This window comes from Pseudarthrobacter sp. ATCC 49987 (assembly GCF_009928425.1).
Classification (GTDB): domain Bacteria; phylum Actinomycetota; class Actinomycetes; order Actinomycetales; family Micrococcaceae; genus Arthrobacter.
In genome coordinates, this window is the sequence record NZ_JAABNS010000001.1 from 2,848,566 (window position 1) to 2,868,834 (window position 20,269).

Here is a 20,269-nt window from a genome sequence, read left to right on the forward strand (position 1 = left end):
GCACGGGGCTTGGGCGGTCAGGGCAAAATGGACACATGACTGACAGTTCGGGCGTTCGCAGCGATGGCATCCCGCCAGCCGGAATCCCGTCGGCCGCTACCAAGGGCGCCGGCGAACTCATGGCGATGCTCGACCATGGCGTTTCCGCGGCTGATCTGGAGACCACGCTGTCGGCCTGGCTGGAATCCGGGGCCATCGACCAGTCCACTGCGGCGGCCGCCCGCCGTTTGAACGCCCAGTTGTGGGAGGCGAGTCGCCGGGAGGGCCTGCTGCGCGTCCTTTACGATACGGCCACTGATCTGACCGGCATACGCGACGTCGAGGCGGTGCTCAAGGCCATCGTCCGGCGCACCCGGTCCTTGATCGGCAGCGACATCGCCTACTTGAGCCTGAACGACTACGACAGCGGCGAGTCCTACGTCCGGGTGACCGACGGCGCAACCACCGCTCTCTTCCGCAACATCCGCATGCCCCTCGGCGAAGGCGTGCTCGGCGCTGTGGCGACGGGCGAGGCGCCCGCCCAGAGCCCCGACTACTTAGCGGATGAGTCTAAATCGCATCTGGAGTCCAGCGACACTGCTGTGGCAGCGGAGGGTGTCCGGGCGATCATGGGGGTCCCCCTTCGCGCGGCAGGCAAAGTGATCGGCGCGCTCCTGGTCGCTGACAGGCATGCGCACCAGTTCAGCAGTGATGACGTGGCCTTGATGGAATCCATTGGTACACACGCAGCGGTCGCGCTGGAGAACGCCCGGTACATCAGTGAAATGGCCGGTGCCCTCAGCCGACTCGACCAGGCACAGCAGCAGAACCTGGCCCACGTGCGAGCCCTGGAAGAACTCTCAACCCTGGACCGGCGGCTTATGGAGACGCTGGCCTCAACCGGCAGCCTTCCGCACCTCCTCAACCTGCTGACCGAGTCCCTGGACACTCCTGTCTTTTTGGTCTCTCCCATGGGCGAGCCGCTGGCAGGGCTCGAATCCGAGGGAGAGTTCGGCAGCCTGTCGGCCCTGAGCGCCGCTGAGGAGTCTGCGGCCAGGAGGGCGGCGGTACGTTTTGAGGTCAAGGGCAAGAAGTACACCGTCATGTCCGCCGTAGCGGGCGACCAACACCTCGCCTCTCTCATCGTCGCCGAGCAACTCAGCCCGGCCCGACTCGCGGTCCTGGAACGCAGCGCCCTGGTGCTCAGTGTGTCGCTGCTGTTCGAACGCACCTTCCAGGACGCGCAATACCGTCTGCAGCTGGAACTTATCGATGACCTGCTCAGCCCCCGCTCTGAACACGCGGCGGCGCTTGGCCGCCGGGCCGGTCAGTTCGGTCTGGCGAACCACCTCCAGCTCGTAGTGCGGGTGGTGGGGGTCAGCGACGACCAGCGCCAACGGGCGCTCTCCGTGCTGAGGCATCGGCCCGAAGGGACTCCGGGAATCATCGCCCTGCACGAATCACACCTATGCATCATCGAACCCTTCGAACGACGCGACAGCCGCCCGAACGAAGCCCGCGGTGCCGCACACACCGGCCAGTCCATCGTTGACGAACTGAAACGACGCCGCATCACGGCCAGCGTGGGAACGTCGGAGCCAGTGACCGGCTTTGCCCGTCTGTCCGCTGCTCACACCGAAGCCCACGCCGTCCTCCGTGCCCTGCAGGCCCTCTCGCGCAACGGGGAAGCAGCGAACCGGGCCGCCTTGGGTACCGCAGGAATGTTGCTCGGAGCGATGGACAGCCCCTTCGCTGGACAGCTACTGGCTGCCCAGCTGGGGCCTCTTCTGAGCTACGACGAGCGGCGGGGAACACAGCTGGTCCTCACAGCGTGGACGTTCCACGAAAACGGCGGCGCCCTCCAGGAAGCCGCCGACTCCCTGCACATCCACTCCAATACCCTGCGGCAACGCCTGGACCGGATCGACGCCCTGATCGGTGCCCCGTGGCGCCGGGGAAGCCGTTCCCTGGACGTGCAAGTGGCGCTGCGCCTATGGCGGCTGAAGACAGCTGGCGTCAGCTCCGGCGGCTCCTGAACAAAGGGACCGCTTTCCACGACCTGAAGCACATGGCGCAGGCACACATGCGCACGGGCTTTATATGGCACGAAGCCACATGGTGGGTGTCACGTAGCTCTGGAATGCTGAGATCTGCGGCACCTTTCAGGTAACCGCCCATCCCATCTCTAGGAGTTATTCACAATGTCGTGTGCGCATGCAGCGGGTATCCGTCCCGCAACTTTCGGCGTCCTCCGCCTGCCGCGGAGCGTCGTCGTCGGCGCCCAGCAGCGCTTCGCCGTCGCCAATATCGCAGCCGAATTCGGGACCAACGTCCTGGTCTGCACCGATCCGCGGCTGGCCGTCTCAGAGGAACTTCAGGCCCTGGTCCGCAGCCTCGAGGACCGGGACCTGACCGTGCGGGTCTACGGTGACACCCAGGCCGAGCTTCCGGTGCCGGGAATCATCGCTTGCGTCGAGGAGCTCAAGGGCCAGGAGATCGACGTCATCATCGGTTTTGGCGGCGGCAGCTGCATGGACATGGCGAAGGTCGTGTCCGTGCTGCTCACCCACGGCGGCAAGCCGAGCGACTACTACGGCGAGTTCGCCGTTCCCGGCCCCACCAAGCCTGTCATCGCCCTGCCCACAACGGCGGGCACGGGTTCCGAAGCGACAGCGATTGCCGTCGTGTCCGATCCGGAGCTGGGCATGAAAATGGGCATCTCGAGCCCCCACATCATCCCGTTCGCTGCAGTGTGCGATCCCGAGCTCACCTACTCCTGCCCGCCGTCCCTGACGGCTGCCACCGGCGCTGATACCTTCGTGCACCTGGTCGAGTCCTTCACCGCCATCACACGGGAACCCACCTCTACCCTGGCCACGGAACGGGTCTTCGTCGGCAAGAACATCCTGACGGACTCAATTGCCTTGAACGGCATCGGGCTGGTGGGCCGCAGCCTGGTCACCGCCTACAAGGACCCGGAAAACACCGAGGCCCGTGGCGGGATGATGCTCGCGGCACTCTACGGCGGTGTGGTCCTCAGCAACGCCGGAACCGCCGCGGCGCACGCCATCCAGTACCCGGTAGGCGCACTTACCCACACCCCGCACGGGGTGGGCGTCGGCCTCCTGCTCCCCTACGTCGTCCGCCACAACTTCCAGGCGATCCAGCCGCAGCTGGCGCAGATCGCCGAGGCCCTGGGGCGCGATATCCGCGGACTCGACGAGCGCGCCGCCGCCGTCGCGGGCGTCGAGGCAATCGACGAGGTCATCGCGGCCATCGAGCTGCCGCCGACGCTGCAGGCCCTTGGCGTGCAGGAAAGCGATCTCGACCAGATCGCCAAACTGTCGTTGAACTCCAAGCGGCTCATCGACAACAACCCCGTGCCGCTTGATCTCGACGCCGTAACCTCCATCGTTCACGCCGCCTACGCCGGCGACCGCACGATCCGCTAATCAGGACTAAGGACCACTGATGACTCTTCTTTCAACCTCTGAACCGCTCGACGTCGACGGGCTGACGGTGCCCCGCCAGCTGCTGATCGCCGGAAACTGGCAGGACGCCAGCGGCGGTGACACTGTCGAGGTGATCAACCCCTCCGACGCTTCCGCCATCACCGGCATCGCCGACGCCGACGTCGAAGACGGCCTCGCTGCTGTCGACGCCGCGGCCGCAGCCTTCCCGGACTGGGCCGCAACGCCGCCGCGCCGGCGCGCCGAAATCCTGCGCCGCTGCTTCGAACTCATGACCGAGCGCAGCGAGCAAATCGCCCACCTCATCTCCCTCGAAAACGGCAAGGCCCTGGCCGACGCCCGCGGGGAAGTGGCGTACGCCGCCGAATTCTTCCGCTGGTACGCCGAAGAAGCGGTCCGGATCATCGGCGATGTGTCCGTCTCGCCGTCGGGCGCCAACCGGATCCTGGTCCAGCACATGCCGATCGGCGTCTGCGTGCTGATCACCCCCTGGAACTTCCCGGCTGCCATGGCCACCCGGAAGCTGGCACCGGCCTTGGCCGCCGGCTGCACCGCCGTGCTGAAGCCCGCCACGCTCACGCCGCTGACCACCCTGGCGATCGCCCAGCTGATGATCGACGCCGGTGTCCCCGCCGGCGTCGTCAACGTCATCACCACGAGCAAAACCAGCGAGGTCATGACCCCGATCCTCGCGGACCCCCGGGTTCGCAAGCTGTCCTTCACCGGTTCCACCAGCGTGGGACGCCACCTGCTGCGCCAGGCAGCCGACAACGTGCTCAAGTGCTCCATGGAACTCGGCGGCAACGCTCCGTTCCTCGTCTTCGATGACGCAGACCTCGATCTGGCCCTCGACGGCGCCATGATTGCCAAGATGCGCAACGGCGGCCAGGCATGCACCGCCGCCAACCGGATCTACGTCCAGCGCGGCATCCACGATGAGTTCGCCCGCCGTCTTGCGGAACGTATGGGCGCCATGCGCGTGGGCCCGGGCACCGACGCCGACACCGAGGTCGGTCCGCTCGTGGATGAGGCCAGCGTCCGCAAAGTCGACTCGCTGGTCCGCGACGCGGTCAGCCAGGGAGCCAGGCTCCTCGCCGGCGGCAAGGCCATCGACGGCGCCGGGTACTACTACCCGCCCACTGTCGTGACCAACGTGCCGCTGCACGCCCGCATGGTCAGTGAGGAAATCTTCGGACCGGTGGCCTCGGTCATCCCCTTCGACACCGAAGAGGAAGTCATCGCCGCCGCCAACGACTCCGAGTACGGCCTCGCAGCCTACGTGTTCACAGAGGACCTTCGCCGCGGACTCAGGGTCTCCGAGCGCATCGAAAGCGGCATGGTGGCCCTCAACCGAGGACTCGTCTCCGATCCCGCAGCACCCTTCGGCGGAGTCAAGCAGAGCGGCCTCGGCCGCGAAGGTGCCCACCAGGGCCTGCTGGACTTCACCGAAACCAAATACATCGCCCTCGACTGGTAGCACTGCCGCTCCCCTTTGTTTCCACCCGAAAGAAAAGACCAATGACGATCTCCACTTCCAAAGCCAAGACGAAGGCGCCCTGGCGCGTTCCGGCAGCCAGCTTCATCGGCACCACCATCGAATGGTACGACTACTACATCTTCGGCCTGCTCGCCGCCACTGGCGTCTTCAGCCGCCTGTACTTCCCCGAACAGGACCCGGCCACCGGGCTCCTCCTGGCCTTCGTCACGTACGCCGTCGGCTTCGTCGCACGTCCCTTCGGCGGCATGTTCGCCGGCCACTTCGGGGACAAGATTGGCCGCAAGCCCATGCTTGTGCTCTCGTTGCTCATCATGGGCTTCGCCACCCTGGCCATGGGGCTGCTTCCCACCTACGCCCAGATCGGCGTCTGGGCTCCCATCCTGCTGACGGTGCTGCGCCTCATGCAGGGCTTCGGCGCCGGCGCCGAATGGGCCGGTGCGGCCGTCATCTCCATCGAACACGCGCCTCCCGGCCGGAGCGGGTTCTTCGGCAGCTTCACCCAGATGGGTGTCCCGGCCGGCATGTTGCTGGCCAACTCCAGCGTCCTTGCCGTCAAGGCCGCCGTGCCGGCGGACGTCTTCGACGCCTGGGCCTGGCGCCTTCCGTTCCTCCTCAGCGTAATCCTGATCGTGACCGGCATGGTGGTCCGCGCCAAGCTTGAAGACTCCAACGACTTCAAGGAACTCGTGGAGACGAACCAGACCTCGAAGAAGCCGCTGGGCGAGGCCATGAAGAAGGAATCCAAGGGCATCTGGCTTGTGGTCGGCATGCGGCTTGCAGAAAACTCCGCCTTCTACCTGTACACGACCTTCTCCGTGGTCTACATCATGAAGACCTTCGGTGCTGAACGCGCCAACCAGGGCACCATGTCTGTCCTGATTGCCTCCGCCATCGGCGTCTTTGCCGTGCCGCTCTGGGCCATCCTCTCGGACAAGATCGGGCGCAAGCCCCTGTACCTGTTCGGTTCCATCGGCGGACTCCTGTTCTTCCCGTTGTACTTCGTCATGACGGACACCGGCAGCGCACTGCTGGCAACACTCGCCATCATCATCGGCCTCGCGGTCTTCCACAACTCGATGTACGGCCCCCAGGCTGCCTTCTTTGCGGAGCTGTTCTCCACCAAGCTGCGCTACAGCGGCGCGTCCATGGGCTACCAGTTCGGCTCGGTCCTGGCCGGCGGCATCGCGCCTCTGGTCGCCGTGGCCCTGCTCACCGCCGGCAACGGCAAGCCGGGCTGGGTGATCCTGTACTTCAGCATCATCGGCGTCATCACGGTTGTGGCGACCATCCTCGCACCGGAAACGCTCGAGAAACTGGACAAGCGCATCACCGCCGCCCAGGAGCTGGACGAGAAAAACGCAGCAATTGCACAGGAGCGCGCCAGCGCTAACTGATACTCCCTAAAGTAAGGCGGGCGTCGTCCGGGTCAAAGGCAGACCTGGACGGCGCCCTTCTTTCTGCGCCTTCTACTCCTTGCCGTCGGGACGGGAGTCCTGACGGCATCGCTGTGTGTTGCCGGGCATGACAAGCACCCTTGCGAGGCAGCGGAACCGCGGGACCTTCCCAGGCCCCATATATAGACTGCTCGGGTACGTGTCCCTCGACTATTAGGAGAAGTTCATGAGCTACAGCGGAAGTCCGTCCGAGAAGCCGGTCGCAGCCGGTGACCTGGACCGCAGCCATATCGGTCAGACTGTGAGCTTTGAACCTAACGACTTCACAGTTGTCTTCGGAACACTCTCCGGCATCGCCCGGACGGACGCCATGGTCTACCTGTCTCTTCAGGGCGTGGGCGGCGGCACCCATCTGAAGGATGAGTACGACTTGCCTGTCGGCCACAACGTCTACGTTCAGATGGATCCCCTGAGCAGTGCGAGCAAAACCCTCTCGGAGGCAGAACGGGTCATCAAGGAGAAGTTCGACGAGATCAAGAAGAACCTCCGGGACCGGGAACAGAAACCCGGTTCCGAGTAACCTGGGTCCAGTCAGCGAGGAACCCCGCAGTGCCCGGCACTGCGGGGTTCCTCTGTTTGTCGTTGCGCCCGGGGCGCCGCCCATAAGATGAGGCATGGACTTTGAGGACACGCTCTGGACGGTTTTGGGGGCCGGGCTGGTTCTGCTGATGCTCGTCGACGTCTTTCGTACGCTGCTTTATCCCCACGGTTCCGGTCCTGTGGGCCGGGCGATCATGCGTGGATTCTGGCTGGTGTCGAGAAAACTGCGGGGCCGGGGCTCCTTCATCGCAGCACCTTTGGCCATGGCGGCTGTCATTGGCGCATGGGCGGGCCTCGCGGCCATCGGCTGGGCCCTGCTGTACTTGCCGCATCTGACGGACGGTTTTGTTTACGGACCCGGGATTCCGCTGCGGGCCGACTTTGCCGAAGCCCTCTACATCTCCCTGGTCACTCTCTCCACGGTGGGGTTCGGCGATATCGTTGCAGTGCATCCGCTGCTCAGGCTGGTTGTGGCCCTCCAGGCCGTCACCGGTTTCGGGTTGCTGACAGCAACGGTCACCTGGATCCTGCAGATGTACCCGGCCCTTAACCGCCGCCGGGCCCTTGCCCACGAGCTGAACCTGTTCAGGGAGGCTGCCGGTCCTGCAGGTGTTCTGTCCCTGGAACCCCGGCATGCCGCCGGGCTGCTGGAGTCAATGGCCGGAAACGTAGCTTTGGTGAGCATCGATCTGCTTGCGTTCCATGAAACCTACTACTTCCGTGAAGTCGAGCAGCGCGGCTCCTTGCCGGCCACAGTCGCCTACGCCCAGGAGCTGGCCTCCCAGGCCCAGCGCAGCGACAACCCTGAGCTCCAGTTCGCCGGACGGATGCTCCGCGCGGCGCTGGACGGACTCGCGGACGTCCTTCGCGGGAAGTTCGGCCATTCAGGAGCCACCTCTTCTGATGTGTTCGACAGCTACGAATTGCACCACCGTCACCTGCGGGGCGGGAACTAGACGCGAACTAGCGGGCGGGCACTGATTTCCAAGTGCCGCGTTCTCATCGTTCGTAGCTACGCTGAAACCGGCTCCCGCCTTGGTCGCGGAAGCCGGCTCCCTTCGGTTCGCTGCTGGCGGCAGCGCTGCTTTGCGTCGTTGATCGGTGCGGGACTGCGGCCTACGCGCGCTGGGCGATGTTGATGATGTTTCCCTCGCTATCCAGGAACCAGGCTGCCTTCCCCCAGTCGGCGGTGGCAACGCCGTTCTCCGTCTTCAGGCCGGGAAAATCGTAGTCTTCAAAGACGACGCCGCGGCCCCGCAGTTCCTCCATCTCGCCTTCGAGATTGTCCGTTTCCCAGCCCATCTGGGTGTTCTTCGCTGACCCGGCATTATCTGTCTGGTAAACGAGGAAGCGGGTTCCCTGGCCGCAGCTGTACATGAGGCTGCCCTCCTCCATGGATTCGGAGGGTTCGATTCCCAGCTTGTCCCGGTAGAAGTCCTTCGCCCTGTTGATGTCCTTCGCGGGGAGGACAGCCATGATGTTTGAGTCCTTGAGCATGATGATTCCCTTCTGTGCGTTGATGATCGCAGCGATGGTGTTGCTCCCCCCGGTTTTGGTCCCCGGATTCCTTGTCCGAGGCCCGTGACCGCCCCTTTGCGCCGAGCCGGGGCAGCCACCTGGGACTCTTCAACGCCGCGCCACCCAGAACCAGCGGGAGGGGTCCCCGAAGCTTATGTGGCCATTATGGACCGATTTGGTCCGGCGGAAAATGGGGTGGCTGGCACCCGGCTGACGTCCTGAGCGCAGCGCCGCCGTGTCGGCCGCACCGCTTCCGTCAGCTTCCGCAGGATGACAGAGTTGAATGATGAATGAGGAAACTGGTGGGCTGGTCCTGAACCTCGAATACACGCTCGATGCTCCCCCGGAAGAAGTCTTCAGGATGCTGACGGAATCGACCGAACTGGTGAAGTGGTGGGGTCCGCACGGCTTCACCATCCCTGCAGCCGAATTGAGCCTCACGGAAGGCGGCGGCTACCGGTTCCGCATGACGCCGCCGGACGGCGAGCCGTTCCACCTCTCGGGCGAGTTCCTGGAGGTCGATCCCCCATGGCGCCTGGTGTACACATTCCGCTGGGAGGAACCGACGCCGGATGACCGGGAAACCGTCGTCGACCTTGCACTCGGGAGTACCGGCGAAGCCACTCACCTGGTGCTCTCGCAGGGCCCGTTCCTGACGGAGGAACGGCTGGCTCTGCACCGCGACGGCTGGACGGAGTCGTTCGAGAAATTGCAGGCGGTCTTAGACAGTCGCACCTGACAACGCCGTCTGGTGCTGCGGGACTGACGCGACCATGGCAAAGTTGCTGGCATGGCAGCTTTCAGTCAGTCCGATGACCTGCAGGGAGCACAATTCGTCGACGTGAACCTGCGGGGCGCCCGGTTCGTCCGGTCGGACCTGTCCGGCGCGGTGATGCGCGGGGTGGACGTGGCCGGGGCGGACATCGATGCGCCGTGGCTGTTGGAGGGCGGGAACGTCCTTCGCGTCAACGGCGTCGACGTGGTCCCCTTCGTCGAGGCCGAACTCAACCGCCGATTCCCCGGCCGCACCGAAAAACGCGCGGGAGATCCGGATGGTCTTCGTGCCGCCTGGGCCGCGCTTGAGCGGACCTGGTCGGCGACGCTCGAGCGGGCCGCGGCCATGCCGGCGGGCACGGTCGAGATCTCGGTGGATGGTGAATGGTCCTTCGCCCAAACGCTGCGTCACCTGTTCATGGCTACGGACACGTGGCTTGGCCGGGCGATCCTGGAGATCGAACAGCCGTATCACCCCATCGGTCAGCCACATGCAGAGTACGAGACCGACGGCTACGATCTGGCGGTCTTCTCGGCGGCCGCACCCTCGTACGCGGAGGTGCTCGAGGCCCGGGCCGGCCGGGTAGCCATGGTGCGCGACTTCCTCGCCGCTGTCACCCCGGCGGACCTGTCCCTGGCCCGCAAGAACCCCTGGGGCCCGGAGCATGTGGTGACGGTCCTGTCCTGCCTGCACACAATTCTCGAGGAGGAGTGGGAGCACCACCGCTACGCCGTCCGCGACCTGGGGGCGATCGAAGCGGGGTCACACCTGTAGAGCCAACGTCCGCAGCCGGCGCGGCGATGAAGTGTTCACCCGCGGTCCAGTCCCCCGAACACAGCAGTCCACCTCGCCTCCCTACGGTTGTCGGGTCGCCGGCGCAGTGCCGGCAACCGTCACCCAGGAGGAACCATCACCATGCGCACAATCCTGACTGCCGCGGCCACCGCCGCGCTCGTCGCCTCTTTGGCGAGCCCCGCCGTCGCCGCTTCACACGCCGAAGCCGGCTCGGCGCCGTCGTCGAACGCTGCCGGAACGGCTGCCGAGAAGTCAACAACCGGCATCAAGACCAAGGAGAGCAACGGTTCCTTCGACCTCCAGTCCCATCGGGGAGGCCGCGGCGAGTGGACCGAGGAATCCCTGGCCGCCTTCGCCAACTCGCTGAAGCTGGGAGTGACAACCCTGGAACTGGACACCCACCTCACGTCCGACGGCAAGACCATCGTCTGGCACGACGACACCATCCAGGCCGACAAGTGCGCTGACACCGCGCCGGCCGCGCCGGGCGACGCCGCCTTCCCGTATGTCGGCGACCGGGTTGCCGAGCTGTCGCTGGTCCAGATCAAGACCCTGGACTGCAGTTTCACCCAGTTGACGGGTTTCCCGGAGCAGGACGTGATCGAGGGCAACCGGATCGCCGAGCTCAAGGACGTGTTCCAGCTGGTGCGCGACACCGACGCCAAAAAGGTCCGCTTCAACATCGAGACCAAGGTGGAGGCCGGCAAGTCCGGCGGCGAGGGCATGGTGGCCCTGACCCAGGCCGTGGTCGCGGAGATCCAGGCGTCCGCGGCGGATCCCTCGCCAAGGCAGCGGCCGCCCAGGGCTACGACGTCATCTCCCCCGCCTTCCGCTCCGTGACCCCCGCAATGATCGCTGAGGCCCACGAGCTCGGCCTGCCCGTCATCCCCTGGACCGTCAACACCACCGCGGACATGAACCGGCTGATGGACCTCGGCGTCGACGGCATCATCAGTGACTACCCCACCCGCCTGCGCGCCGTCATGGAAGAGCGCGGCCTGAAGCTCCCGAAGGCCTACGCACCGAAGGTCTAGACGCACGACGGCGGCGGGCGGCTGCCTCACGACGCCGCCCGCACGTGAATTTGCAGAATTCCGGCACTCCCGGGGCGTGATGTTCGTTGGTCTAGGTGACCAGCCCCGCCGACCATACCGGCCGACACCAAATGAGGCAGCATGCAAGTCCCCACCATTGTCTGGATATTCACGATCATCGGAATAGTGGGCCTGCTGGCCTTCGATTTCTTTTTCCACGTCCGCAAGGCCCACACCCCCACCCTGCGCGAATCGGCCATCTGGTCGTCGATCTACGTCGGCCTCGCCCTGCTGTTCGGCGTCGGCGTCCTGGTTTTCGGCGGCGTCGACATGGGAACGGAGTACTTCGCCGGCTACGTCACGGAGAAGGCCCTCTCCGTCGACAACCTCTTCGTTTTCCTCATCATCATGGCCAGCTTCCGGGTTCCCCGCGCCGACCAGCAGAAGGTGCTGCTGTTCGGGATCGTCTTCTCGCTGATCGCGCGGACGGCGTTCATTTTCCTCGGCGCCGCCCTGATCAACAGCTTCTCCTGGGTGTTCTACATCTTCGGCCTCATCCTGCTGCTCACGGCGGGCAACCTGCTCCGGCCGAATGCGCACGACGACGACTCCGACGGGCTCATCGTCCGGCTGGCCAAGAAATTCCTCCCCGCTTCCTCGCACTACGACGGCGACAAACTGTTCACGGTCGAAAACGGCAAGCGCGTCCTCACCCCGATGCTCCTGGTTATGCTAGCCATCGGCGGGACGGACATCCTGTTTGCGCTTGACTCGATTCCCGCCATCTTCGGCCTGACCCAGAACGTTTTTGTTGTCTTCACGGCCACGGCGTTCTCCCTGATGGGCCTGCGGCAGCTGTTCTTCCTGATCGACGGTCTGCTGGACCGGCTGATCTACCTGTCCTACGGCCTCGCCGCCGTCCTGGGATTCATCGGCGTCAAACTGGTCCTGCACGCCCTCCACGAGAACAACCTGCCGTTCATCAACGACGGCGAACACGTCACCGTCCTCGAAATCAGCACGGGCACCTCGCTCCTGGTGATCCTCGGAGTTCTCACCGTCACCGTCCTCGCTTCCATCTTCAGCCCCAAGGGCAAGGCGAAGAACGCCGTCTCGGGCGCCAAGCGGCACGCCGTCGACTACCTGGACCTCAACTACGAAACCGACATCGTGGAACGGGAACGGATCTTCGCCAAGATGGTCAGCGAAGAAGAGCAGCTGCGGGCCCTGCCGGAGAAGTACAAGCGGCTCATCCGCCATGAAACCGAGGTCAGGGACCTGCTGCACCGTGCCCACGCCGAACACGACAAGGCCCTCCAGCGGGAGGAACAGCGCTAAGGCCGGGCCTGCCCGCACAGGCCGCCTAACACAATAAAGCAGACAAAAGAGGCTGTCCGCGTTTCCTTGGGGAACGTGGACAGCCTTTTCTGTTCCCGACGGCGGTCGTTCCGGCCGCCGTCGTGGGTCGGTATCGCTCAGCCAACGGCCACCGCGCCGATCTGCTGCATCAGGCTCAGGTTGTCGGTGGTGCCCCAGTGCTCGGCCACCTTGCCGTCCTCGACCCTGATGATGTCAGTGCAGTCGAATTCGACGCTCTTGCCCGTTGCCGGGATGCCAGCCATTTCCCCACGATGTGTCCCGGTGAGGATCACGTGGCACGCCTCCATGTTTCCGGCGCTCAGCGAGGGCTCGATCGCTTTGACCTTGATATCCGGGAAAGCCGACCGCATGGTATTCACAAAGAATTTGACCCCGTCCCTGCCGGACGGCTGCCCGGGGAGGCCCTCCTCGTGATCCACATAGCTGTCCGTCGCCAGCTCATCAATCAGGGCGAGGTTTCCACTCTCCATGACGTCCTTGTAGAACCGTTCTATCAGTCCAATACCTTCCGACATTTCCGACTCCTTGTAGGCGAGAGACCGAATTTAGATCCCCCCAGGCCAGGTGCACCGGCGCCGTCGCCAGAAAGAATCGGCCCGCGCGGAGCGCCGATGGAGACTGTGCAAGTTGGTGGGGAACGGGCGAAACGCCTCGTTAAGGCCGAAGTTATTCCGGGGCTGGAAGCCTGTCAAGATGCGCTGGCTGATGACCGTCCCACGCCCCCGGTTATTGTCACACCGGCCCCGTAGTCTGCCGTCACTAGCTTGAACCGTCCTACAGGGGATGACATGGCTGAACTGACTCACCTAAGCACCGACGCCGTCGGGGACTACCTGCGCCGGCTAAGCCAATATCGCTTGCTCACCGCCGAGCAGGAAGTGGAATTGGCGCAAGAGATCGAGGCCGGACTCTTCGCGGAGCAGCTCCTGGCGGGCGGTGCATTGCCGCCCGGTCAGGACGCCAGGGAGCTGCGGACGATCATCCTTCTGGGCAGGCAAGCTTCCGACGCGCTCTTCCACGCCAACCTGCGGCTGGTTGTGTCGATCGCCAGGCATTACACCCGCCGGGGTCTCGACTTTGAAGACCTGATCCAGGACGGAAACCTGGGACTGTACAGGGCCGTCCGCACCTTCGACTTCGCCAGGGGCTTCAGATTCGCCACTCACGCCCCGTGGCACATCCGGAGTGCCATCAGCGGGGCGGTGGCCAACCAGTCAAGGCTTATCCGGCTGCCGGCCGTGGACCAGCCGGTCTGTTCGTTGGACTCCGAGGTGCCCGACGGCCGGGGCGGAACCGAAGCCCTGGCCGAACAGCTGTGGGATTCCTCCGCCCCCGACGCGAGCGCTGGGCTCTTCCATCAACAGCTGAAAGCGCAGGTACGGGCCATACTCGGCACGCTCGAGGAGCGGGAGGCCCGGATCATTGCGATGCGCTTCGGCCTGACGGGCGGCGGAGGGCAAAGCCTGGAGGAGGTAGCGAAACTTCACGGCACCACCCGCGAACACATCCGCCAGATCGAGGCCGCGGCGATGGAGAAGCTCAAGGAACCTGCCCGGTCCGACGTCCTGCGTCAGTATCACTTCGACCGCGCGAGCCTCTCTGGCGGGGAGGCGGCGTAGGAGTCCGCGCCACGGGGCCTCAGCCCCGCCGCTCCCGCCACAGCAACGACACCACAAACACCACCGCGCCGAGACCCAGCATCATAAAGACCATGAGCCCCCAGTTGGCCTGGTTGACGCCCGTGCCATAGAAAATGCCGATCAGCACGGTGGCCGTGATCGCCCCGAGGTACCGGCAGGTCTGGAAGATCCCCGCGGCCACGCCGCGCTCCTCCGGACGCGTGGAGACGTACATGCCCTGGCTCGAGGCGATGCTGACCACTCCGTACGGCACGCCCAGCAGGGCGGTCAGCGCCATCACCAGCGGAATGGCGAACGACGCCGTCAACAGCCACATCATTCCCGACGCGGACACCAGCAGTACGACGCCGGCAATCAGCACCCGCTTTACCCCGAACCGGTCGATCGCGCGGACCGCGAACGGCGTGACGACCACCGACATCGCCGCCAGCGGCAGCATCAGCAGCCCCACAACACCGGGCTCGTAGCCTCCGGCTTCCTGCAGCAGCTGCGGCAGGCCGATGAACGCGAAGTAGTAGACGCCGTTGAACAAGGCGAAACCGAGGTAGACCAGCAGCAGCGGCCGGTTCCTGCCCAGCAGCCGCAGGTCCAGGAACGGCGGGGCGAAGCGCAGTTCGCGCCACACGAACAGCACGGCCAGCAGGGTGCCTCCGCCGAGCAGCCACCAGCGGTAGCCGGGCACGACGTTGAGCAGCGCCATCATCACCAGGACCATGGAGCCGATGAAGGCCAGGATTCCGGGGATATCCGAGTCCCGCAGCAGCTCCGAGGCCCGGCCGCGTTCCCGGTCCTCGTCCGCCGGGGCGAATTGCCGGACCAGGACGATCGCGGCCAGGGCCAGCGGGACGTTGATCAGGAACAGGGCCTCCCAGCCGACGAAACCCACCAGCAGCCCGCCCACCACCGGCCCGACCGCCGCGGCGGAGGTGTTGGCCATCTGGATCCGGCCCAGCGGCCGGGTGGACTTCACCTTCGCCTGCTTCGCCAGGGCACCGACCATCACGACGGCGCTGGGGTAGGCGGTCGCGGTGCCCAGGGCCATAAAGGCGCGGGCCACGCACAGCACGGCGAAGTTCGGCGCGAACGGAGCCAGCGCACAGGTCACGACCACCAGTGCCATGCCGAGCATAAACAGCCGGCGCGGGCCGAAGCGGTCCGCCAGCCGACCCATGAGCGGCTGGCCCGCGGCGGAGGTGAGATAAAAGGAGGTGATCACCCAGGTGACAGTGGCGACGTCGAGCCCGAAGTCCGCGCGCAGCACCACAAGCGCGACGGCGATCATCGAGGAGTTCAGCGGGTTCAGGGCCGTGCCCAGGCTGAGACCTGCGACGGCGAGGCCCGTCCGGGGAGAGTTGCTCACGGCAACAGTCTGTCCCATGGTGCCAGCCAAAATCGAACCGGAGGACACCTGCCGGCCGCGGCGCCTCCCTGTCGGGTACCGCCGACGTTGAGTCCAGCCGTTAGGAAATCCCCGCGTCGGCCCATTGGCACAGCCGCTGGTATTCCGCTGTGAGTTGCTGGTGTCGCATTTGGGAAAGCTGCGCCGCAGCCAGCTCGGTCTGGATGGCATTCTGTTCCAGAAAAGTTCGTTGCACATTTAGTTACTGGCGGTCGGTGATAAACGTTCCGACATTTGCCGCCGTGTTCAGGCGGTTGCCCTTCATCTTGCCCACCGGTGCCGTCCCCTCCGCGGCCCTTTAGTTTCGCGGGTTGCCCGCTGGACTGCAGTTGATTTGCTGCTCGAACGCTGAATCGCCGAAGTTTCGGATGCTCTGGACATTATCCAAAATCTTCCAGCGTTCCGGCCGTTCTGGCACTTTCTGAATTCAAGGAAGCTACAGACAAAAACGACCCGTCACAGGGCGCCTCCGGCTTAATATCGAGTCAAAGTCGGCGGCCCCGGCACTCTTCTGTGTATTCTCTGAATGGGCGGCGACGCCGTACATTGCTTTGGGGGAAACATGGGCACAGCTGCCTTTCTTGGCGCGCTAAATCCGCGAGCGTTCCTTGCTGCTCCCAGGGCAAATATCGCCCCCCACAACTGGCCACATTGCCAGTCGAAACCTCGCACCGCATCCAACACATATCCTCCGTTGCCCATCACAGGGCTGCCCACGAAAGGGTCTCAATGAGCCAGCCAACACCCCCTCCCTCAGGTCCCCCCGCAAACTACCCGCCTGCGACCGCGCCCTACCCGGGAGCTCCCGCAGCTTACCCAGGGGCGCCCGCCGCATTTCAGGGTCCTCAGCTTGGCCAGCAGTACGCCGTGGGTGGCAAGTCGTTCCTGACTGCCTGGCTTCTGTCCCTGCTCCTCGGCGTCTTTGGGGTTGATCGCTTCTACCTAGGCAAGATCGGTACCGGAATCCTCAAGCTGGTCACAATCGGTGGCTTCGGAATCTGGGCCCTTGTGGACCTGATCCTGATCCTCACCAACAAGCAAACGGACAAGCAGGGATACAAGCTTGCGGGTTACGACCAGCACAAGAAGGTCGCCTTCATCGTCACCGCAGTCGTCATGGTGCTTGGTTTCATCTTCAACGCTACGCGACCCGCTCCGGCGTTGACCCCGGCGGTTGCTCCTGTGGTCTCCCCGGCGGCGACTGCTGCCGCCGCCGCTCCTGCCGCCCCCGCCGCCACGAAAGCGGCCGAAGCCGCGACCGGAGCCAAAGTAGGCGAACCGTTCACCGCGGACATGGGCAACGGGAATGTCGCACGGATCACCATCGTCTCGGCAACCTACGGACCGGCCGCCGCCACGGGTCCGTTCGCGACCCCGGCGAAGAACGGCGGCTACTTGGTTCTGGATGTTCTTTGGGAAACCGACAAGGGCGAAACGTCTAGTAACCCGCTGTACTTCAAGGCCAAGGATGCCGACGGCCGCTCCGCAAACAGTGAGCTCGCCATTGATGACCAGCTCGGCTCGGGTGAAGTACCTGCCGGCGACAAAGCGCGCGGCAAGGTTGCTTTCGACATCAAGGCCGGTACGTCGACGGTCATCGTCACGACTCCGCTACTGCAGGAAGCGGCCCGGGTCCAGGTCACGCCGTAGTTGTATTTTGCCTCAACCAAGGCCCCGGCGACTGTGATCGCCGGGGCCTTCAGAATCCCTGCGTGATGTCACGGTTGTGGGGGACCGGCCTTGATTCTGAATTTGTGAAAGCCAATTGATATCGAAATATAAGAAAATGGGGAGATATGAAGAAAGCATTGGCCTTGGGTGCCGTCCTGTGTTTGGCCCTGTCGGGATGTGCTGGGGGAAGCGCGCCGCAGGCCGCTCCGACTGTGACTCAGACGGCAACGGCTACCGTTACGGCGACAGTCACGGCAGCTCCCGTAACAGCCGCTGCCGCGGCCCCAGTGGTAGCCGCACCAGCTGCTCCGGCCGTGCCCCTCACGGCTATCATTCCGGCAGTCGTGGCAGGCACCAACGCCGAAGCATTGGACGACGACTTGACGGCTTTGGGTTTCAAGAAGGTCGTGTACAACGCTGACACCGGGAAAACCGTCCTTTTGCTCCGAAACTGGACCGTAACAGGAATCGATAATGCTGGCGTTGAACAGTCAATTGACAAGACTGTCGTCGTCCACGTGACGAAGTAGTCCACCGGTCTCCGACGCGGACGGGATCCACGAGCGTAGTCCGCGTCGGAGCCGCGCACTGCGGCATCAGATCTCGGTCAGCGCATCACGACTTGCGGGCGATCACATCAAGAATGTGCCAGTGTTTGGCGCCCCGGAACGACTGCCCGTCGTCGTCGTAGACCTCAAACTTCAGGATCTCCAGCCCGTCGAAAAGCTGCCGTGCCTCGGCCTCGGTGTGGAAGTTCCACTCCGGGACGTCGGCCCAGGAATCACGGTCGCCGAACAGGTTCACGGCCACAATCCCCGGGCGCCGGAGGACGTCCAGCATCATCCGCCAGAAGCTTCCGAAGTGATCCGGGTGGATGAACGGCAACGAATATCCGGCGAAGATCAGGTCCGCTGCCGGGAGTGCCCGGAGATCCTGGAACGCCCGTACCTCGATGCTGAGCTGGCCGTCCGAGTCCGCCGGAGCGATCCCCAGCAACCGTTCCCTGGTGTCCGGCAGCGAGTCCACGGCGTGCACCCGCCAGCCGCCGTTCAGCAGTGCCAGCGTTTCCTTGCCTGCGCCGCACCCCAGATCGATGGCCCGGCGGCCGGTGCCCGGACCGGCAAGGGCTATGGCCTCGAGACATAGCGGGCGCACCGTACGCGTCGCCTGGGCCGCGTTGTAGTCCGCCCAGACCTTGCTGTCCGCGAGGCTTTCCACAGGATCATTTTTCCCCTCGCGCGGCGGCGAAGCCACAGCTCAGGGCCGGACCCCGGCGCCGGCCGCGCCCGCCGCCGCGCGGTCGACTCCGGTGTCAGAGAACCTTGGAAAGGAACGCCTTGGTCCGGTCGTGCTGCGGATCGCTCAGGATTTGCCGGGGCGGGCCGGCCTCCACCACCACACCTTCGTCCATAAAGACCAGGGTGTCCGCCACTTCGCGGGCGAATCCCATCTCGTGGGTCACCACGATCATGGTCATGCCGCTCTTGGCCAGTTCCTTCATAACGTCCAGCACCTCGCCCACGAGTTCCGGGTCCAGGGCGCTGGTCGGCTCGTCGAAGAGCATCAGCTTCGGGTCCATGGCCAGGGCGCGGGCGATGGCCACACGTTGCTGCTGCCCGCCCGATAGGTGCGCCGGATAGGCATCGCCCTTGTCCCCCAGGCCCACCCGCTCCAACAGTTCCACGGCCCGGGCGGTGGCTTTCGCCTTAGACAGGCCCTTCACCCGGATCGGAGCCAGCGTGATGTTCTCCACGGCGGTCAGGTGCGGAAACAGGTTGAACCGCTGGAAGACCATCCCGATTTCCTGGCGCTGGAAGGCTGCTTCCTTGAGCTTGAGTTCGTAGAGCTTGTCTCCCTTTTGACGGTAGCCAACCAGCTGTCCGTCGACTGAAAGCCGGCCGCCGTCAACCCGTTCCAGGTGGTTGATGCACCGCAGGAACGTCGACTTGCCCGAACCGCTGGGCCCCACAATGCACAGCACCTCCCCGGGGTCGACCTCGAGGCTGATGCCGCGCAGCACCTTGTTGGTGCCGAAATTCTTGGAGACCCGCTCCGCGAGCACCATCGGCGCGTCCGTCATCCTTTTCCTCCAAAGTCTGTGCCGAGCGGTCCGCCGGGTTCGCCGGGACCCGCCGTCGTTGCCGTTTCCGGCGTCGCCGGTTCCTTGCCCGTCTTGACCCGCCCGGTTCCGCGGGAGAACCGCTTTTCAATGAAGTGCTGTCCCACCATCAGGACGGAGGTGAAGAGCAGGTACCAGAGGGATGCCACAAGCAGCAGCGGCACCGGAGTGAACGTCACGGCCGAAATACCGCGGGACACACCATAGAGGTCAATGCTCAATGGGATCGCCGCCACCAGTGAGGTGGTCTTGAGCATGGAGATCACCTCGTTGCCGGTCGGCGGAATGATGATCTTCATGGCCTGGGGAACCACCACGAACCGCATCGTCTGCCCCCAGGACATCGCCAGTGCAGTCGATGCTTCTGCCTGACCCTCGTCCACTGACAGCAGGCCGGCCCGAACGATCTCGGACATGTAGGCGGCCTCGTTGAGGGCCAGCCCGATCACGGCGGTGATGAAGAGGTTGGTGAAGACCTCATTCGGGATGGTGACCCACGGCTCTGTAAACGGGATACCCAGCGTGAACACCGGATAGATCAAGGACACGATGCCCCAGAAGACCAGTTGCACGTAGACCGGGGTTCCCCGGAAGATCCAGATGTATAGCCAGGCAATGCTCTTCAGCACTGGGTTCGGCGAGAGGCGCATGATGGCCAGCAGCAGTCCGATGACGATCGCGCCGATCATCGCGTAGATGGTCAGCCACAACGTCACCCACGCTGCTTGGCTGATCCGGCGGTCGAAGATGTACTTGCCCACGTCCGGCCAACCATAATCCGGGCGCTGGGCGGCGTCCAGCACAAAGACCGCCAGCCCGAGGACGAGGAGCACTGCCACCACATTCCGCCACGGGTGGCGCAGCGGGATGGCGACGATCGCTTCCGGCGGCGCGCCGTCGTCGTCCCGCCCCCTGCGGGCCCGGGGCGTCCTGCCGGGCTCCCCGTGCCTGCCGGGTTCGGCCTCAATCATCCGGTCGGATTCCGGCTCGCTCATGA

The 20,269-nt window shown here is 64.7% G+C and carries 20 protein-coding genes; 14 read left to right on the top strand and 6 right to left on the bottom strand.

What is annotated here, in order from left to right; all coding sequences use genetic code 11:
* Positions 1-35 precede the first annotated feature (35 nt).
* The 6 genes from GXK59_RS13190 to GXK59_RS13215 all read left to right on the top strand — a co-directional run bounded on the left by GXK59_RS13190 (position 36) and on the right by GXK59_RS13215 (position 7,897).
* Positions 36-2,015 (top strand): helix-turn-helix domain-containing protein, encoded by a 1,980-nt coding sequence (locus GXK59_RS13190; RefSeq protein ID WP_160667408.1) that lies wholly within the window; start codon positions 36-38, stop codon positions 2,013-2,015.
* Between the two features lie 165 nt (positions 2,016-2,180).
* Positions 2,181-3,431, top strand: coding sequence for an iron-containing alcohol dehydrogenase (locus tag GXK59_RS13195; protein ID WP_160667409.1), 1,251 nt, complete (start codon positions 2,181-2,183; stop codon positions 3,429-3,431).
* A 19-nt stretch (positions 3,432-3,450) separates the two neighbouring features.
* Positions 3,451-4,926 (top strand): NAD-dependent succinate-semialdehyde dehydrogenase, encoded by a 1,476-nt coding sequence (locus GXK59_RS13200; RefSeq protein WP_160667411.1) that lies wholly within the window; start codon positions 3,451-3,453, stop codon positions 4,924-4,926.
* Positions 4,927-4,967: 41 nt separating this feature from the next.
* Positions 4,968-6,341 carry an MFS transporter gene (locus GXK59_RS13205; protein ID WP_160667413.1) on the top strand — a complete coding sequence of 458 codons (1,374 nt, stop codon included), beginning with the start codon at positions 4,968-4,970 and terminating at the stop codon, positions 6,339-6,341.
* 226 nt (positions 6,342-6,567) lie between these two features.
* On the top strand, positions 6,568-6,921 hold the full coding sequence (locus tag GXK59_RS13210) for a hypothetical protein (RefSeq protein WP_160667415.1): 354 nt from the start codon (positions 6,568-6,570) through the stop codon (positions 6,919-6,921).
* Between the two features lie 94 nt (positions 6,922-7,015).
* Positions 7,016-7,897: a potassium channel family protein gene (locus tag GXK59_RS13215; protein ID WP_160667417.1), complete on the top strand. Its 882-nt coding sequence runs from the start codon at positions 7,016-7,018 to the stop codon at positions 7,895-7,897.
* Between the two features lie 160 nt (positions 7,898-8,057).
* Here the strand turns inward: GXK59_RS13215 and GXK59_RS13220 are convergent, their stop codons facing one another.
* On the bottom strand, positions 8,058-8,438 hold the full coding sequence (locus GXK59_RS13220; RefSeq protein ID WP_160667419.1) for a VOC family protein: 381 nt from the start codon (positions 8,436-8,438) through the stop codon (positions 8,058-8,060).
* Between the two features lie 307 nt (positions 8,439-8,745).
* Here GXK59_RS13220 and GXK59_RS13225 point away from each other — a divergent pair, with 307 nt between their 5' ends.
* The 5 genes from GXK59_RS13225 (at position 8,746) to GXK59_RS13240 (ending at position 12,401) form a co-directional block, all read left to right on the top strand.
* Positions 8,746-9,198, top strand: coding sequence for an SRPBCC family protein (locus tag GXK59_RS13225; RefSeq protein ID WP_160667421.1), 453 nt, complete (start codon positions 8,746-8,748; stop codon positions 9,196-9,198).
* A gap of 51 nt (positions 9,199-9,249) precedes the next feature.
* On the top strand, positions 9,250-10,008 hold the full coding sequence (locus tag GXK59_RS13230; protein WP_160667423.1) for a DinB family protein: 759 nt from the start codon (positions 9,250-9,252) through the stop codon (positions 10,006-10,008).
* Between the two features lie 141 nt (positions 10,009-10,149).
* Complete coding sequence (locus GXK59_RS13235) at positions 10,150-10,869, top strand: glycerophosphodiester phosphodiesterase family protein (protein ID WP_237393886.1); 720 nt, start codon at positions 10,150-10,152, stop codon at positions 10,867-10,869.
* Positions 10,866-11,063: a glycerophosphodiester phosphodiesterase gene (locus GXK59_RS20740; protein ID WP_237393887.1), complete on the top strand. Its 198-nt coding sequence runs from the start codon at positions 10,866-10,868 to the stop codon at positions 11,061-11,063. Before GXK59_RS13235 ends, GXK59_RS20740 begins: the two co-directional genes overlap by 4 nt.
* A gap of 141 nt (positions 11,064-11,204) precedes the next feature.
* Positions 11,205-12,401: a TerC family protein gene (locus tag GXK59_RS13240; RefSeq protein ID WP_160667425.1), complete on the top strand. Its 1,197-nt coding sequence runs from the start codon at positions 11,205-11,207 to the stop codon at positions 12,399-12,401.
* Positions 12,402-12,538: 137 nt separating this feature from the next.
* Here the strand turns inward: GXK59_RS13240 and GXK59_RS13245 are convergent, their stop codons facing one another.
* The gene (locus GXK59_RS13245; protein WP_160667427.1) at positions 12,539-12,958 is read right to left on the bottom strand and encodes an ester cyclase; all 420 of its coding nucleotides are present in this window, start codon (positions 12,956-12,958) and stop codon (positions 12,539-12,541) included.
* 273 nt (positions 12,959-13,231) lie between these two features.
* On the opposite strand from GXK59_RS13245, the gene GXK59_RS13250 reads away from it, so the two are divergent.
* The gene (locus GXK59_RS13250) at positions 13,232-14,062 is read left to right on the top strand and encodes a sigma-70 family RNA polymerase sigma factor (RefSeq protein WP_160667429.1); all 831 of its coding nucleotides are present in this window, start codon (positions 13,232-13,234) and stop codon (positions 14,060-14,062) included.
* A 19-nt stretch (positions 14,063-14,081) separates the two neighbouring features.
* Here the strand turns inward: GXK59_RS13250 and GXK59_RS13255 are convergent, their stop codons facing one another.
* Positions 14,082-15,443, bottom strand: coding sequence for an MFS transporter (locus tag GXK59_RS13255; protein ID WP_237393888.1), 1,362 nt, complete (start codon positions 15,441-15,443; stop codon positions 14,082-14,084).
* Between the two features lie 906 nt (positions 15,444-16,349).
* Between GXK59_RS13255 and GXK59_RS13260 the strand changes: the two genes are divergently transcribed.
* On the top strand, positions 16,350-17,132 hold the full coding sequence (locus GXK59_RS13260) for a TM2 domain-containing protein (protein ID WP_237393889.1): 783 nt from the start codon (positions 16,350-16,352) through the stop codon (positions 17,130-17,132).
* Between the two features lie 365 nt (positions 17,133-17,497).
* On the top strand, positions 17,498-17,683 hold the full coding sequence (locus GXK59_RS13265; RefSeq protein WP_237393890.1) for a hypothetical protein: 186 nt from the start codon (positions 17,498-17,500) through the stop codon (positions 17,681-17,683).
* An 85-nt stretch (positions 17,684-17,768) separates the two neighbouring features.
* Here GXK59_RS13265 and GXK59_RS13270 read toward each other — a convergent pair whose 3' ends face one another.
* The 3 genes from GXK59_RS13270 to GXK59_RS13280 all read right to left on the bottom strand — a co-directional run bounded on the left by GXK59_RS13270 (position 17,769) and on the right by GXK59_RS13280 (position 20,267).
* Positions 17,769-18,371: a class I SAM-dependent methyltransferase gene (locus GXK59_RS13270; protein ID WP_160667434.1), complete on the bottom strand. Its 603-nt coding sequence runs from the start codon at positions 18,369-18,371 to the stop codon at positions 17,769-17,771.
* 94 nt (positions 18,372-18,465) lie between these two features.
* Positions 18,466-19,233, bottom strand: coding sequence for an amino acid ABC transporter ATP-binding protein (locus GXK59_RS13275; protein ID WP_160667436.1), 768 nt, complete (start codon positions 19,231-19,233; stop codon positions 18,466-18,468).
* Entirely contained in the window at positions 19,230-20,267 is a 1,038-nt protein-coding gene (locus GXK59_RS13280; RefSeq protein WP_160667438.1) for an amino acid ABC transporter permease, read from the bottom strand. The genes GXK59_RS13275 and GXK59_RS13280 overlap by 4 nt, the downstream gene beginning before the upstream one ends.
* Between the last annotated feature and the right edge of the window lie 2 nt (positions 20,268-20,269).

Coding starts and splice junctions, on each gene's coding strand:
- GXK59_RS13250 (WP_160667429.1), top strand. CDS start 13,232: ATGGCTGAACTGACTCACCTAAGCACCGACGCCGTCGGGGACTACCTG.
- GXK59_RS13235 (WP_237393886.1), top strand. CDS start 10,150: ATGCGCACAATCCTGACTGCCGCGGCCACCGCCGCGCTCGTCGCCTCT.
- GXK59_RS13240 (WP_160667425.1), top strand. CDS start 11,205: ATGCAAGTCCCCACCATTGTCTGGATATTCACGATCATCGGAATAGTG.
- GXK59_RS13215 (WP_160667417.1), top strand. CDS start 7,016: ATGGACTTTGAGGACACGCTCTGGACGGTTTTGGGGGCCGGGCTGGTT.
- GXK59_RS13225 (WP_160667421.1), top strand. CDS start 8,746: ATGAATGAGGAAACTGGTGGGCTGGTCCTGAACCTCGAATACACGCTC.
- GXK59_RS13200 (WP_160667411.1), top strand. CDS start 3,451: ATGACTCTTCTTTCAACCTCTGAACCGCTCGACGTCGACGGGCTGACG.
- GXK59_RS13210 (WP_160667415.1), top strand. CDS start 6,568: ATGAGCTACAGCGGAAGTCCGTCCGAGAAGCCGGTCGCAGCCGGTGAC.
- GXK59_RS13205 (WP_160667413.1), top strand. CDS start 4,968: ATGACGATCTCCACTTCCAAAGCCAAGACGAAGGCGCCCTGGCGCGTT.
- GXK59_RS13280 (WP_160667438.1), bottom strand. CDS start 20,267: ATGAGCGAGCCGGAATCCGACCGGATGATTGAGGCCGAACCCGGCAGG.
- GXK59_RS13190 (WP_160667408.1), top strand. CDS start 36: ATGACTGACAGTTCGGGCGTTCGCAGCGATGGCATCCCGCCAGCCGGA.
- GXK59_RS13220 (WP_160667419.1), bottom strand. CDS start 8,438: ATGCTCAAGGACTCAAACATCATGGCTGTCCTCCCCGCGAAGGACATC.
- GXK59_RS13245 (WP_160667427.1), bottom strand. CDS start 12,958: ATGTCGGAAGGTATTGGACTGATAGAACGGTTCTACAAGGACGTCATG.
- GXK59_RS13195 (WP_160667409.1), top strand. CDS start 2,181: ATGTCGTGTGCGCATGCAGCGGGTATCCGTCCCGCAACTTTCGGCGTC.
- GXK59_RS13275 (WP_160667436.1), bottom strand. CDS start 19,233: ATGACGGACGCGCCGATGGTGCTCGCGGAGCGGGTCTCCAAGAATTTC.
- GXK59_RS13230 (WP_160667423.1), top strand. CDS start 9,250: ATGGCAGCTTTCAGTCAGTCCGATGACCTGCAGGGAGCACAATTCGTC.